This window comes from Rossellomorea aquimaris (assembly GCF_003315075.1).
In the GTDB taxonomy this organism is placed as follows: Bacteria; Bacillota; Bacilli; order Bacillales; family Bacillaceae_B; genus Rossellomorea; species Rossellomorea aquimaris_C.
Genome location: NZ_QNRJ01000005.1, coordinates 1 through 14420, shown reverse-complemented (window position 1 = coordinate 14420; position 14420 = coordinate 1). Strand labels below are relative to the sequence as shown.

Below are 14420 nucleotides of genomic sequence, written 5' to 3'. Positions count from 1 at the left end.
GGAAGATATGCAAAAAGTGAGAAAAGCGATTATTCCTGCGGCGGGGCTAGGAACACGTTTCTTACCAGCTACGAAGGCTCAGCCGAAAGAAATGCTACCGATTGTGGACAAGCCTACGATTCAATATATCATCGAGGAAGCGGTGGCTTCCGGTATTGAGGATCATTTTGATAAGTCTTATGAGTTGGAGGAGACTCTTGCGAAGAAGGGTAAGTATGAGCAGCTGGAAGAAGTGCAGGGGATTTCGAAGCTGGCTAACATTCATTATATTAGTCAGAAGGAGCCTCTTGGATTAGGGCATGCGATTTCTTGTGCGAGTCGGTTTATTGGGGATGAGCCGTTTGCGGTGTTACTTGGGGATGATATTGTTCATTCTCCGGAGAAACCTTGTTTGAAGCAGTTAATTGATGTTTATGAGCGGTATAATTCTTCGGTGATTGGGGTGCAGGAAGTTTCTAAGTATGGTGTAATTTCGATTAATGAGAATGGTATTGAGGATGGGGTTTATCATATCAATGACTTAGTTGAGTAGCCTAAGCAGGAAGAGGCACCTTCTAATTATGCAATTATGGGTAGATATGTACTTCATCCAGAGATTTTCTCTATTCTAGAGAATCTTACGCCAGGGGCTGGTGGGGAGATTCAGTTGACGGATGCGATTAAGGAGCTTAACCAATTACAGATGGTGGTTGGGTATGAGTTTGATGGTGAGAGGCATGATGTTGGGGATAAGTTTGGGTTTATTAAGGCGACTGTAGAATTTGCTTTGGAGCGTGCGGATTTAAGAGAGCAGGTTCTTGAGTATTTGAAGGATACTGTGAGTGAGAATAAGATTCCGCAATCATGATGAGAATACGAGGTGCTGGATGGTTGGGTTCAGCACACCTGTTTTATGTATTTATACTTTAGTGAATTAGTAGTTAGTTGGAATCTCCCCTACTCCAATCAGGTCCTAAGTTACTAAAGTGAAAATCAAAAAAATTATTAAACTAAAGTGAGGAAGCAAACATGAATGAAACTCAAGTAAGAAATATTCCTTTCTCTCCACCGGATATTTCAGATGCAGAAATTAATGAAGTAATAAAAGCAATGAAGTCTGGATGGATTACTACTGGACCAAGAACGAAAGAACTTGAAAAGAGAATAGCTAACTATGTAGGTGTTAATAAAGCAGTATGCTTAAATTCGGCCACAGCCTCTATGGAGCTTACACTTCGGATCTTAGGTATTGGACCAGGTGATGAAGTCATTACTTCAGCTTATACCTATACTGCGTCAGCCTCAGTTATAGAGCATGTTGGGGCGAAAATAGTTTTAGTTGATACGGCACCAAATTCATTTGAAATGGATTATTCTAAATTAGCAGACGCAATTACTGAAAATACTAAAGCCATAATTTCAGTTGATATTGCGGGGAAGATGTGTGACTACGATACTTTATTTGAAATAGTAGAAAGTAAGAAAGAACTCTTCCAACCAAATAATGAACTGCAGTGGTTATTTAATAGAGTAATGGTTATGACGGATGCGGCTCATGCTTTTGGGGCTGAGAGACAAGGAATGAAATGTGGGCAAGTTGCGGATTTTACTTGCTTCTCTTTCCATGCGGTGAAGAATTTTACAACTGCTGAAGGTGGAGCTGTAGTATGGCGTAACTTTAATGGTTTAGATGATGAATGGCTTTATAAACAGTTCATGCTATATAGCCTTCATGGTCAATCGAAAGATGCGCTTGCCAAAACTCAAAAAGGTGCATGGGAATATGATATTGTTTACCCTGCCTATAAATGTAATATGACGGATATTATGGCAAGTATTGGTTTAGTACAGTTAGATAGATATGAAGGATTGCTAGAAATGCGTAGAGAGATTATAGAAATGTATGATAGAGCACTTTTACCATTAGGTACTCAAAGTCTGCAGCATTACGGTGAAGAGTTTTCTTCTTCAGGTCATCTTTATTTATTGAGAATACCTGAATTAAGTGAAGAGAAGAGAAATGAAATTATCGTTAAAATGGCTGAAGCGGGTGTAGCATGTAATGTTCACTATAAGCCATTGCCTTTGTTTACAGCATATAAGAATTTAGGGTTTGATATAAAGGATTATCCTAATGCTTATAAGCAGTATGTTAACGAAATTACGCTTCCTTTACATACCTTGTTGACTAGTGATGATGTTGAGTATGTGGTTGAAAATTTTAAAAAAGTATTAAGCGAAGTTTTAGGTGGTTTACAAGATGTATAAGAGAATTTTTAAAAGAGTGTTTGATTTAATCATAGCATTAGTAGCCCTACCATTTTGGTTTGTTATTCTAGCGATAATAGGGCCAATTATTTATTTTCAAGATAAAGGATCTATCTTTTATAATGCTCCCCGTCTTGGTAAGAACGGAAAAATATTTAAAATGTACAAGTTCCGTTCTATGAAAATAAACGCTCCTGATTTAAGAAATGAGGATGGTTCAACTTTTAATGCAGAAGATGATCCAAGACTAACACGAATAGGAAAGTTTATTCGTAAGACAAGTTTGGATGAGACACCGCAATTATTAAATATTGTTAAAGGTGATATGAGTATCATTGGTCCTAGACCTGACTTACCAGAACATCGTGATTTATATGAGGGTAATGAGGAGAGAAAACTTGATATTAGACCGGGTGTTACTGGATATAATCAAGCATACTTTAGAAACACTGTTCCTTGGAAGGAAAGGATCCAAAATGATATTTACTATATTGAGCACCTTTCTTGTTGGCTTGATATTAAAATATTTTTCAAAACAGCTATATCCGTTCTAAAGCGTGAAGATGTATTTGTATCTGAAAAGAGTACGAATTCAAATAACAATACTGGGGTAGGAATGTGAGGGGTGAACTTTTTTGGGAAATCATGGAGCGGTGACTTTTAATGAATTAAAGTGGGATACAGACTTTTTTGGTGTTACTAGTGCTAAAGCTATTTTGCATAAACCTCTTACATTAAATGAATGGGATGAATTAAAGAATAGGTTTAAAGACTATCAGTTTATATCAATCACTAATAAAAATTCTGAACCTATTAATGCACAGTTTATTGGGAAAGACACATCAGCGTTTTTAGCAGATGTAAATATACAATTTGAGAAAAAACTATTAGGTTTAGATGAAAAGCCAAATAATGTAACAATTCACCAAGCGTTAGAAAAAAATGATCAAATCACTGAAATAGCAGATTTTCAGTTCTCGAAATTTACAGAGGACCCTGAATTAGCCAAACGAGGTGGAGATCATGTCTATCGAGAATGGCTTGTTAATTCTTTTGGAAAGTCAGATAAATACTTTGCCTTATCTACTGATGAAAATGGTGACATAAACGGATTCTTGCTCTTTTCATATCTTGGTAATGACTGTGTAATAGAGCTTATTTCTGTATCTCAAAAGAAGTCTAGAGGTGGGGTAGGAACTAGTTTATTTAAAGCGGTAAAATATACTGCTCACCGAAATGGGTGTATTCATATAATAGTAGGAACTCAAGTAACAAACATAGGAGCTATTAATTTTTATCATAAAGTTGGATGTGAACAATTTGGATGCCATCAAGTTTACCATTTGTGGAACTTTTAATGGCGATTCAGCACACAACTATAAGTGAAGAACGTTATAAGAAACATTTATATGAAATCTTTTATCTCTTATGCGTTTATCTTTGAAAATATTAAGCCTTAAGGAAATTTGTATAGAGGGTGAATTCTTTGGTAATTTGGATAGTTTGTGAAGGAGAACCGTTACCTTCAGATAAAGGAGAAGTAAGACTAAGAAGAATGGGCTTGCTTTCAAAAATACTAGTGGAAGAGGGCCATGAAGTACACTGGTTTAGCTCATCTTTTCATCATTACAAAAAGACTCAACGATCAGAAAAAGATGAAGATATAGTGTTAAATAAAAGGCTTAATATACATTTACTTAGGTCTAAAGGATATAAGAAAAATATATCAGTGAGTAGGATTACACATCATAAGAGAATTGCAAAAAAATTTTCAAACCGTTCAGTTAACTACAACCTACCTGATATTATAATAGCAACTATGGCCCCACTGGAGTTATCAGAAGCTGCCGTTAATTTTGCAAATAAAAATAGTATCCCAGTAGTTATAGATATTAGAGATTTATGGCCAGAAATATATGGCGAGTTAGTTCCGGAATGGGGGAAAACTTTAATTCAACCATATATAAAATACTCTAAAAGAAAATTAACTGCAACACTTTCAAATTCAACATCTTTAATTGCGGTGACGCAAAAATTTTTAAAATATGGTCAAAGTTTAATAAACAATGAAAAAAGCGAAAATGATAAAGTTTTTTATACGTCTTACCCCCCGATGGATTCTACTGGTGAAAAAACTATAAATATTAATTGGTTAGACTCTAAGATAAGTAGAACAGATTTTATAGTGACATTTATGGGGAACTTCGGAAAGCAGTTTGTGTTAGATCCAATAATAGAAACTGCAGAGATGTTAAAAGAATATAAGAATATAAAATTTGTTTTATGTGGTAATGGTGAAAATTTAGAGAGAATAAAAATAGACGCACGTAATTTACCCAATGTATTACTTCCAGGATGGATTGAAAAAAGAGAAATCTCTTCTTTGTTATCATTATCTTCGGTGGGAATTGCACCATATAGAAATAGTATAAATTTTACACACAATATCCCTAATAAGTTTGGTGAATATTTGTCTTTTTCTTTGCCTATATTGTTAGGCGTAAATGGGAGTATGGCTGAATTAGCAAATGAGTATGATTGCGGAATGTTGTATAAAGATTCTAATGATTTAAAGGATATTATTTTAAAACTTTATGATAATGAAAATTTAAAACTAGCTATGTCACAAAATGCTAAGAAACTATATAATGAAAAGTTTAATTCCGATATTGTTTATAAAGAAATGGCCGATTATTTAATAAATATAGCTGAAAACTAAAATGGTTATAAGCTGGAGGAATTATGAAAAAAGATGAAATTATTATATTTACAGGTATGGTTTTCAAAAAGAAGAAAAATGAATATTATTGTAGTGGGGCTTTAGGTAGATATGTTGATGAATTGTCATTAAAGTATGAGAGAATGTACCTTTGTGTCCCAGTGCAAGAAGTGACTAATGACGAAGAGGTAAATGATTATAAAATTAAATCCACTAAAATTATAATACAAGAGCTGCCTGTCTATAAAGGGTTTGTTGGGGCTATAAAGAGAAAAAAGATTATCACAAATTCAATAAAGATTTTTTCAAGTGAGTGGAATGGAGTTATTTATGTTAGATGGCCAGTGCCGTTTAGCTATACTTTATTTAAAATCGCTAAAAAAAGAAATTTACCAATATGCTTTCACCTGGTTGGAGATACTAAAGCAATTGTTTCTCAGGGAGATAAATATAGGGGTTTAATCAAGTTACTTGCAGTCTTCTACGCTAATGTAAATGAATTGCTTATGAAAAAAATGTTGAAGAAATCTGTTGCACTTGTAAATGGTAGTGGGTTGAGAAGGCTATATCAAAAAAATAAAAGTAATAGAATTAAAGAGATCCGAACTAGTACCTTTAAAAAAGATGAGATTTATTATAAAGAAGATAGATTAAGTCAGGAGAATATTAAATTATTATATGTTGGCTATATGCGACATGAAAAAGGTATACCGTTTCTAATAGACGCGATAAAAGATTTAATAAATGAGGGTTATAATATTTCTCTTACTTTGGTAGGCGATGGTGACAAACTTCAAAATTATCGAACTTATGCTCACACGCTAGGAATTGATAAGAATGTGTCATTTAAGGGGCACATCCCTCTAGGTAATGAACTTTTAGAGAAATATAGAGAAAATGACATATTTATATTACCTTCAATTTCTGAAGGGACACCACGTGTTCTAATTGAAGCAATGGCAAATGGAGCGATTGTAATAGCTACTAATACGGGTGGAATACCTTATACCATTAAAAATGAATTTAATGGATTATTAGTAGAACCGAAAAGTTCTGAAGCATTAAAAATGGCGATATTACGGGTTATTGAAGATAAAGGATTAAGACAAAGTTTATTAGAAAACGGCTATCAATTTGCTGAAATGAATACATTAGAGTCACATGTTGATGAGGTTTATCAGTTTATTAGTGAAAATTGTAGTAAATAAATTATCTATGGGAAAAGAGGAAGCTAATTGAAAAAATTGAATAAAAGAGGACCACTGTCAAAGATAAGTTATTTTTTATTTGTCTCAACTCCTATTCATATAATAATTTTACTAACTTCCTTATTACCAAATTCGAGTATAGCTAATAGAATACGTGGGTTATTATTAAGGCCATTCTTCAAAAGGTGTGGTAAAGGTGTTCAGATTGCTTCAGGAGTGCTGATTAATAATATTAACAAAGTTTCACTAGGAAACAATGTATATATAGCACACAATGTATGGATTAATGGTGCTGGAGGTCTTGAAATTAATGATAATTCAATAGTAGGACCTTACTCTGTTATTGCAACAACCCAACATGTGTTTATAGATAATATGGTAAGTAATAGAGAGTCCAATGTTGGAAATATTGTTATAGGACAAGGAACGTGGTTAGCAAGTCATGTTGTAGTAACTCAGGGTGTAACTATAGGTGATGGTGTGTTGATAGCTGCTGGCTCAACTGTAACCAAGAACATTTCTTCTTTTACCATGGTAGGTGGAGTACCTGCAAAATTTATAAAAGATATGAACTAACCTCATTAATTTAATAAAAGTAAGTTATGTAGAAATGAAAGTTAAAACATTTTAAGCTCAACTAGTTAAGAGTTTAATTTATATATTTGGAGGAGAGTACAAATACATGAATTTATATGCAAAGATTGTTAACAGAGAAGAAAAAATATCAATACTAGGTTTAGGGTATGTTGGGATGCCTATAGCAGTAGCTTTTGCGAAAAAAATAGAAGTAATTGGATTTGATGTCAATCATGATAAAATCAATTTGTATAAAAATGGTATTGACCCTACGAAAGAAGTAGGAAATGATGTTATTAAGAATACAACTGTCGACTTTACAGGAGACGAAACAAGATTAAGGGAGTCAAAATTCCATATCGTCGCAGTGCCAACACCTGTAAAGGGAGATCGTACACCTGATTTAACTCCTATAGAATCGGCGAGTCGCACATTAGGTAGAAATTTAACTAAAGGGTCAATTGTGGTCTTTGAATCTACTGTGTATCCGGGAGTTACAGAGGATATTTGTGTTCCTATCTTAGAGAAAGAATCTGGCTTGAAATGTGGTCAGGATTTTAAAGTGGGATATTCTCCCGAACGAATTAACCCCGGAGACCAAGAACATAGGCTAGAAACAATTATTAAAGTAGTTTCAGGTATGGATGAAGAAACTCTAGATATCGTAGCGAAGGTATATGAGTTAGTTGTAGATGCTGGGGTATTTAAAGCGGAGAGCATTAAAGTGGCTGAAGCAGCTAAGGTAATTGAGAATGCACAACGCGATATAAATATTGCTTTTATGAATGAATTATCAATTATATTTAATAAAATGGAGATAGATACTAAGGCTGTTCTTGAAGCGTCAGGTACAAAGTGGAACTTTTTGAAATTTCACCCTGGGTTAGTAGGAGGGCATTGTATAGGTGTAGATCCATACTACCTAACATATAAAGCAGAGCAAATGGGTTATTATTCACAAATTATTCTTTCCGGAAGAAAGATAAATGATGACATGGGTAAATATGTAGCTGAAAGTACTGTTAAGAAAATGATAAAGGCAAATAAGCAAATAAATGGAGCAAAAGTTGTTATTTTTGGAGTCACTTTTAAAGAAAACTGTCCTGATGTTAGAAATACAAAAGTAGTAGATGTTATAAAAGAACTAGAAGAGTATGGGATAGAAGTTAAAGTCGTTGACCCTGTAGCTGATAAAGGGGATCTATGGCATGAGTATAGAATTAATCTTTCTGAATTAGAAGAAATAAAAGAAATGGATGCAGCTATTTTTGCAGTGCCTCATGAAGAATTCAAAACTATAAGATTAAATGAGATCAAAGCGATGTTTAGGGAAAATAGATATATAGATAACTCTGCAATGAGAGAAATTGCTGCTACCGTAGATATTGAAATAGATAAAGAGAATGATAATTGTGTCCTTATTGACTTAAAAGGGATGTTTAACAGGAAAGAGGCAGAACAGTTAAGCTTCTTGTATTGGAGGTTGTAAAATGGGGTATCAGAATATAGTCTTTCCAAAAGGAGCTACCTTCTTAGTTACTGGTGCTGCAGGATTTGTAGGATCTAATTTAGTAGAGGCAATACTTAAACTAGGATATAAAGTTAGAGGGCTAGATAATTTTTCAACTGGAAAAAAAGAAAATGTGGAAGAGTTTTTGCATAATAGTAACTTTGAATTTATTTTTGGTGACATTTGCGATTTTGATATATGCCTGAAAGCTTGTAAAGGTATTGATTATGTATTACATCAGGCAGCTTGGGGAAGCGTACCTAGAAGTATTGAAATGCCATTATTATACGAAGAGATTAACATTAAAGGTTCATTAAATATGATGGAAGCTTCTAGACAAAATGCTGTTAAGAAATTTATCTATGCATCTAGTTCATCTGTATATGGTGATGAGCCAAATCTACCCAAAAAAGAAGGGAGAGAAGGGGATTTATTATCTCCTTATGCTCTAACAAAAATGGTAGATGAGGAATATGGTAAGTTATATTCGAAATTATATGGACTAGACACATACGGATTACGTTACTTTAATGTTTATGGAAGAAGACAAAATCCTGATGGTGTATATGCAGCCGTGATCCCAAAATTTATTAAACAGTTACTAAGTAATGAGCAACCTGTAATTAATGGTGATGGAAGGCAAAGTAGAGATTTTACTTACATTGAAAATGTCATTGAAGCAAATTTAAAAGCTTGTAATGCTTCTCGAGAAGCAGCGGGACAAGCATATAATATTGCTTATGGTGGAAGAGAATATCTCATTGACATTTATCATCAATTATGTAAAGCGCTAGATAAAGACATCCAGCCCAAGTTTAGTGATGAGAGGGTTGGAGATATTAAACACAGTAATGCAGATATTTCTAAAGCAAAAGAATTACTAGGTTATTCACCAAGTTGGAATTTTGAAAAAGGAATTGAAGCTGCAATAAAATGGTACATTCTACATTTATAGTTTGTTATTGCTATAAATGTAGAATGTACAAATTAATGAAATTGTTTTGAGATATTAAATTATGAATTTGAGATGAATATTTTTTGTGTTTGCTTCTACTTTATGGAAAAAGCGGCAGACCTTTTATATACCCTAGAGGGAGTTTAATTTTATGAATAGAGAAAAAATAATACACCCTTATATTATTTATGTTTTAGCCTTTTTTTCTTCCTTCAAAAACGCCAATATATATCTATTTGGTAATAGACAGGATTTATTAGTTAAATTCGATTACCTTTTTTTTATTTTTGTTGCAATGTGTTTATTATGGATTCTATTACAACTATCAATGAGTCAAAGCTTTAAGATAGATAGAAAGGTAGTTTATTTTTTCCCACTGTTATCTTGGGTGATTCTAATATCTACAATAACTACAATATTTATAGCGGGGAACTATATTCCTAGAAATCTAATAACAGCTTTTCTATCAATGGCAGCTATTGTGTTGGGGATACAAGGTAGAGAGAATTTTATAAAGACTGTATGGGCGTTTGGTGTTGGTGGAGGTCTGTCTGCGGTTATACCTTTAATGCTATTTCCTGAAATGATAGGAGTTAGATCGGCGACAATAGGAGGAGTGTTTTATCGAGGTGGTATTTGGAACTTTACACTCATTTCTTTTGTTTCAGTTTCATGGCTTTTAATTGCTTTAACTAGAAGGAATAGTTATAAAATCTCTAAGATTTTTGCATATGTTATTTTTGTTGTAACCTGGGTTGCTGCATTTTCAGGCTTATCTAGATCACTTATAATATTAACTTTAACTTCTATTTTAGTGTACACTCTTGCTAATAGAAAACTTAAGTCTTTTATACAATTAACCACTTTTGTTGTGATGGCAGTACTTATGGTTAATCATTTTATGCCCAATGTTGTTAATGGTATTGAAGAAAGAATCTTATTAACTAATGATGCACTAAACAATGAGTCAAGAGTAATCATTTGGAAGGGTTATTTAGAAAATATACCAGAGTATTTTTTAGTAGGAGCTCAGGGTAACTATAGAGGTCTTATAACAGCTTATGGAGTAATGGGAGCAGGTCCTCATTCAGTTTTTCTAAACTGGCTCGTGCAGTATGGAGTCTTTGGATTAATAGGATTCATATACTTACTTTGGGGGCTTCTTAAAGAAATAAATAAAGTTAAAAAAGAATCACGTTATGAAGCAAGTTGCTTATTTGCTTGGTTAGCATCATATTTATCTTTAGCTTCAATCAATCAAACAGGATTTATTGAAACAAGCTTCTTTGTGGCATTTGGGTTAATATTGACATGGTCAAAAATGCATAGTGGTTCTTATGGAAAAAATGAAATTAAAGGTCGTTTCAGCCACTAAAAATATAGGAGTGGAAAGAAAATGTCTCAAGCATTAGTTTCTGTTGTAATACCATGCTTTAACAGTGAAAAGTGGATTGAAGAAACGTTAAATAGTGTCTTTAATCAGACTTATTCTTCTATGGAAGTAATCACTGTTGATGATGGTTCAAATGATAATACTAAAAGTATTATTCTCAATTATGGAAAACCAATTAAATATGTTTCCCAAAGTAACAAAGGTCCCTCTGTTGCACGAAATACTGGCATAAAGGAAGCTAGTGGAAAATATATTGCATTTTTAGATTCTGATGACCTATGGGAAGTAGATAAATTATCTAAACAAGTGAATTTTCTTGAGAAAAATCAGGATGTGGCATTAGTCTTTTCAAATGTGAAGGTTGTTAATGAAAAGGGTGATTATCTTTATACACACTTTAACAAAGTGCCTAAAGATAAAAAGGAGTTAATAAGAGCTTTTTTTCTAGGAAAAATAGGGATGAACACACCAACAATAGTTGCAAGGAAAGCAGCTATTGTTGATATTAATGGGTTTGATGAGGACCTACCGGTAAGAGAAGATCATTTTTTTCTTATGAGTATTGCAGAAAAGTATTTAATACATCATTTTGAAGAACCACTTGTAAAGAGAAGAATAAATGAAACTAGTATGACACAGAGTGTAAAAGCAGAGAAACTATTTTCTATAAATGAACCATTCATAAAAAAAAGTATAGCTAAATTCCCTTATTTAAAGAATTACAGTAAATTTGTTTATTCAAATATAAATATGTCGGTAGGAAATGCATATTGGAAAAAAGGTGATCGTAGAGAAACTTTGAAATATATGGTTAAATCGCTTAAATACGAGCCATTTGTACCAAGAAAATATTTTATATTATTACTCGTGATAACTGGAATTAAAAATAGAAGCTTTCAAAAAATAAAGTTAAAGTTAAGGTCAAAATGAGGAAATTAAACGTATTTTATATTTAATAAGTATAATATCCCTCAGAAAGAAAAGTGTCTGGGAAAGACATTTAATTAAGTTTGAAAGAAGGGCAAATATGAATAAAAAGGTTGGAATCATAACATTAAATGGATACAACAACTATGGTAATAGGTTGCAGAATTATGCTTTACAGGAAACAATAAAAGATTTCGGGTATACAGTAGAAACTGTTATTGTTGATGTGGAAAAAAGCAGAAGGAAGAAAATATACACCATAGTAAAAACTCTAAGGAAAATCAGAGACATGTTTAGTCCGTTGAAAAGGCTCGATAACAAAATTCAAAGAGGGCGGATCGAGAATTTTAAATTATTCACAAACAAATATATAACTGAAACTAGTTATAGCATTAATGAATCTAGTGTACCGAGAGATAAAATTATTCAGTATGAATTCTTTGTAGTTGGAAGTGACCAGGTTTGGAACCCTCATTATATACAAAATAATAGTATGTATTTTTTAACATTTGTACCACCTAATAAAAGGGTTGCTTATGCACCTAGTTTTGGCACATCGAAGATACCTAATCAAAATAAAGATGATTACAGACTTTGGTTATCTGAAATGGAACACTTATCCGTAAGAGAAGAGGCTGGCGCACAAATCATTAAAGAACTCACTGGCCGTCAAGCACCTGTTTTAATCGATCCGACGCTATTAGTGACTAGAGAAAAGTGGTTATCTATTATAAAGCCCGCAGAAAGTAAACCTTCAAATAAATATTTATTAACATATTTTCTTGGTAATATTTTAGAAGAAGATGACATTAAAATTAAAAAAATGGCAGAAGAGCATGGACTTGAAGTTGTAAATCTATCATCCTTGGTTGATAGAAAAAGATATGATGCTGACCCAAGTGAATTCCTTGATTATATAAACTCCGCGTCAATTTTCCTAACAGATTCTTTTCATGGAACGATATTTTCAATTTTGTTACAGAAGCCATTTATAGTATTTAATAGGGTAAGTAAAATCCCTTCTATGTATTCACGAATCGATACTCTTTTATCTAAATTTAACTTAAAAGATAGAAAATGGGAAAGTATGCAGAACAAAAGAAATATTTTTAGTATTAATTTCGCACACATACCTGCCATACTAGAAGAAGAGCGAAAGGTAGCTCTAGATTATCTGAGAAATGCATTAGTAACTGGTAACGAAAATTCAAAAGAAAAATATGACAAATAGTAATGGAATCTTCATAAGCCATATATATATCTAGTAGGGCTTAATAGCTTAAGCGAGTAGTAATAGTTCTTGTTGTATGTTTAATGCTATGACTTCAGAAAATAAATTATTATAAATACAAAGCACACAACTAATACCATCGGCCTAAACTATAACATGTTTTTATACTCGATAACTTTTATGAGAATTTCAAATTCCTTTGATTGAATATGATGTTAATTCTAGCAGGTTTAAGAAAGAAGTTGTTCAAAATGAGTGAAATGAAGGCTGGAGCAATTCTATCATATTTATCTCTCTTCATTACGATTACGATTGCTCTGACATACACACCCATAATGTTAAGGCTGTTGGGGCAATCTGATTTTGGTCTATATGCCCTTATTGGTTCAGTTGCCGCATACTTTAGTGTTATGGATATGGGATTAGGTAATGCAGTTGTAAGATACACTGCAAGAAATAAAGCTATAGGTGATAAGGGATCCGAGGCTAATCTTAATGGGATGTTTTTGATACTGTATACTATCATTGGTCTCCTTACTATAATAATTGGCGCTATATTCTTAAAAATGATAGACAATATTTTTGGGGCTAGTTTGACAGTATCAGAGTTAAATAAGGCAAAAATTATGGTCGTAGTTTTGATTGTTAACTTTGCACTTTCATTTCCATTATCTATATTTGGTTCTATAATGAATGCTTATGAAAAGTTTATTATTGTAAAGGTTGTTGGTATTACCCGCTCTATAATGATCCCGATTATTACTTTGTCAGTCTTATTTTTGGGGTATGGACCTATAAGCATGGTTGTAATAACTACAGTTATTAATATCTCTTGTTTATTATTTAACGTGTTTTACTGTTTTAAAAACTTAAAAATTAACTTTTACTTTGGAAATCTAGACTTTGGGTTGTTGAAAGAGATACTAGGCTATTCATCTTTTATTTTTTTGAATATTATTGTTGATCAAATATATTGGAATACTGACCAGTTTATTTTAGGGGCGTTAACTGGAACATTATCAGTAGCTGTTTATGCTATAGCTATGCAATTTATAACTATATTTAAAATGTTTTCAACCTCTATTAGCAATTTATTCTTGCCAAGAGCGTCAGCAATGGTAGCTAAAAACGCAAGTAACGAAATTCTAACTGAAACGATGATAAAATATGGTAGAGTCCAATATATAATAATGTCTTATGTTTTATCTGGATTTATCTTGTTTGGCTATCAATTTATAACTATATGGGCAGGAGATAATTATAGTAATGCATACTATATTGTTTTAATAGTCATGATACCATTAACGATTCCTTTAATACAAAACTTTGGCATTTCTATATTACAGGCTAAAAACTTACATGGATTCAGATCAATAGTCTACTTAATTATTGCAATACTGAATATTTTAATAAGTATCCCTTTAGTAATTAAATATGATGGAATTGGTAGTGCGGTTGCTACGGGATTATCTCTGATACTAGGTCATATTATAATAATTAATATATATTATAATCGCAAAATTGGAATTAACATAATTTTATTTTGGAAGAATATTCTCCAGATGTCTATACCAGCAGCTTTAGCATTATTAACAGGATTTTTGATTAACAATTTTATATCTGAAAGTGAAGTAATATATTTAACACTTAATAT

Annotated in this window: 12 protein-coding genes and 1 pseudogene; all 13 read left to right on the top strand. The window is 32.5% G+C overall.

Annotated elements, in window-relative coordinates:
* Positions 1-7: 7 nt before the first annotated feature.
* Positions 8-847, top strand: a pseudogene (gene galU, locus DET59_RS08040) (UTP--glucose-1-phosphate uridylyltransferase GalU).
* A gap of 161 nt (positions 848-1008) precedes the next feature.
* Positions 1009-2247 (top strand): DegT/DnrJ/EryC1/StrS family aminotransferase, encoded by a 1239-nt coding sequence (locus DET59_RS08035; protein ID WP_113969182.1) that lies wholly within the window; start codon positions 1009-1011, stop codon positions 2245-2247.
* Positions 2240-2869: a sugar transferase gene (locus DET59_RS08030; protein WP_113969181.1), complete on the top strand. Its 630-nt coding sequence runs from the start codon at positions 2240-2242 to the stop codon at positions 2867-2869. Before DET59_RS08035 ends, DET59_RS08030 begins: the two co-directional genes overlap by 8 nt.
* A 13-nt stretch (positions 2870-2882) precedes the next feature.
* Positions 2883-3605: a GNAT family N-acetyltransferase gene (locus DET59_RS08025; RefSeq protein ID WP_113969180.1), complete on the top strand. Its 723-nt coding sequence runs from the start codon at positions 2883-2885 to the stop codon at positions 3603-3605.
* A 128-nt stretch (positions 3606-3733) separates the two neighbouring features.
* The gene (locus tag DET59_RS08020) at positions 3734-4966 is read left to right on the top strand and encodes a glycosyltransferase family 4 protein (protein ID WP_113969179.1); all 1233 of its coding nucleotides are present in this window, start codon (positions 3734-3736) and stop codon (positions 4964-4966) included.
* Positions 4967-4989: 23 nt separating this feature from the next.
* On the top strand, positions 4990-6174 hold the full coding sequence (locus DET59_RS08015) for a glycosyltransferase family 4 protein (protein WP_113969178.1): 1185 nt from the start codon (positions 4990-4992) through the stop codon (positions 6172-6174).
* A gap of 27 nt (positions 6175-6201) precedes the next feature.
* Positions 6202-6750, top strand: a complete 549-nt coding sequence (locus DET59_RS08010; protein WP_113969177.1) for an acyltransferase — start codon at positions 6202-6204, stop codon at positions 6748-6750.
* A gap of 106 nt (positions 6751-6856) precedes the next feature.
* Positions 6857-8239: a nucleotide sugar dehydrogenase gene (locus tag DET59_RS08005; RefSeq protein WP_113969176.1), complete on the top strand. Its 1383-nt coding sequence runs from the start codon at positions 6857-6859 to the stop codon at positions 8237-8239.
* 1 nt (position 8240) lies between these two features.
* Positions 8241-9215 carry an SDR family oxidoreductase gene (locus DET59_RS08000; RefSeq protein ID WP_113969175.1) on the top strand — a complete coding sequence of 325 codons (975 nt, stop codon included), beginning with the start codon at positions 8241-8243 and terminating at the stop codon, positions 9213-9215.
* Between the two features lie 151 nt (positions 9216-9366).
* Positions 9367-10590: an O-antigen ligase family protein gene (locus DET59_RS07995; protein ID WP_113969174.1), complete on the top strand. Its 1224-nt coding sequence runs from the start codon at positions 9367-9369 to the stop codon at positions 10588-10590.
* A 21-nt stretch (positions 10591-10611) separates the two neighbouring features.
* Complete coding sequence (locus DET59_RS07990; protein WP_113969173.1) at positions 10612-11538, top strand: glycosyltransferase; 927 nt, start codon at positions 10612-10614, stop codon at positions 11536-11538.
* Positions 11539-11635: 97 nt separating this feature from the next.
* Entirely contained in the window at positions 11636-12766 is a 1131-nt protein-coding gene (locus DET59_RS07985; protein ID WP_113969172.1) for a polysaccharide pyruvyl transferase family protein, read from the top strand.
* Between the two features lie 251 nt (positions 12767-13017).
* The coding region (locus DET59_RS07980) for an oligosaccharide flippase family protein (protein WP_113969171.1) at positions 13018-14420 on the top strand (1403 nt) is incomplete at its 3' end.

What these genes read in the sequence shown, in the direction of transcription:
- DET59_RS08015 (WP_113969178.1), top strand. Translation starts at nt 4,990, where the DNA reads ATGAAAAAAGATGAAATTATTATATTTACAGGTATGGTTTTCAAAAAG.
- DET59_RS07990 (WP_113969173.1), top strand. Translation starts at nt 10,612, where the DNA reads ATGTCTCAAGCATTAGTTTCTGTTGTAATACCATGCTTTAACAGTGAA.
- DET59_RS07995 (WP_113969174.1), top strand. Translation starts at nt 9,367, where the DNA reads ATGAATAGAGAAAAAATAATACACCCTTATATTATTTATGTTTTAGCC.
- DET59_RS08005 (WP_113969176.1), top strand. Translation starts at nt 6,857, where the DNA reads ATGAATTTATATGCAAAGATTGTTAACAGAGAAGAAAAAATATCAATA.
- DET59_RS08035 (WP_113969182.1), top strand. Translation starts at nt 1,009, where the DNA reads ATGAATGAAACTCAAGTAAGAAATATTCCTTTCTCTCCACCGGATATT.
- DET59_RS08000 (WP_113969175.1), top strand. Translation starts at nt 8,241, where the DNA reads ATGGGGTATCAGAATATAGTCTTTCCAAAAGGAGCTACCTTCTTAGTT.
- DET59_RS08030 (WP_113969181.1), top strand. Translation starts at nt 2,240, where the DNA reads ATGTATAAGAGAATTTTTAAAAGAGTGTTTGATTTAATCATAGCATTA.
- DET59_RS07985 (WP_113969172.1), top strand. Translation starts at nt 11,636, where the DNA reads ATGAATAAAAAGGTTGGAATCATAACATTAAATGGATACAACAACTAT.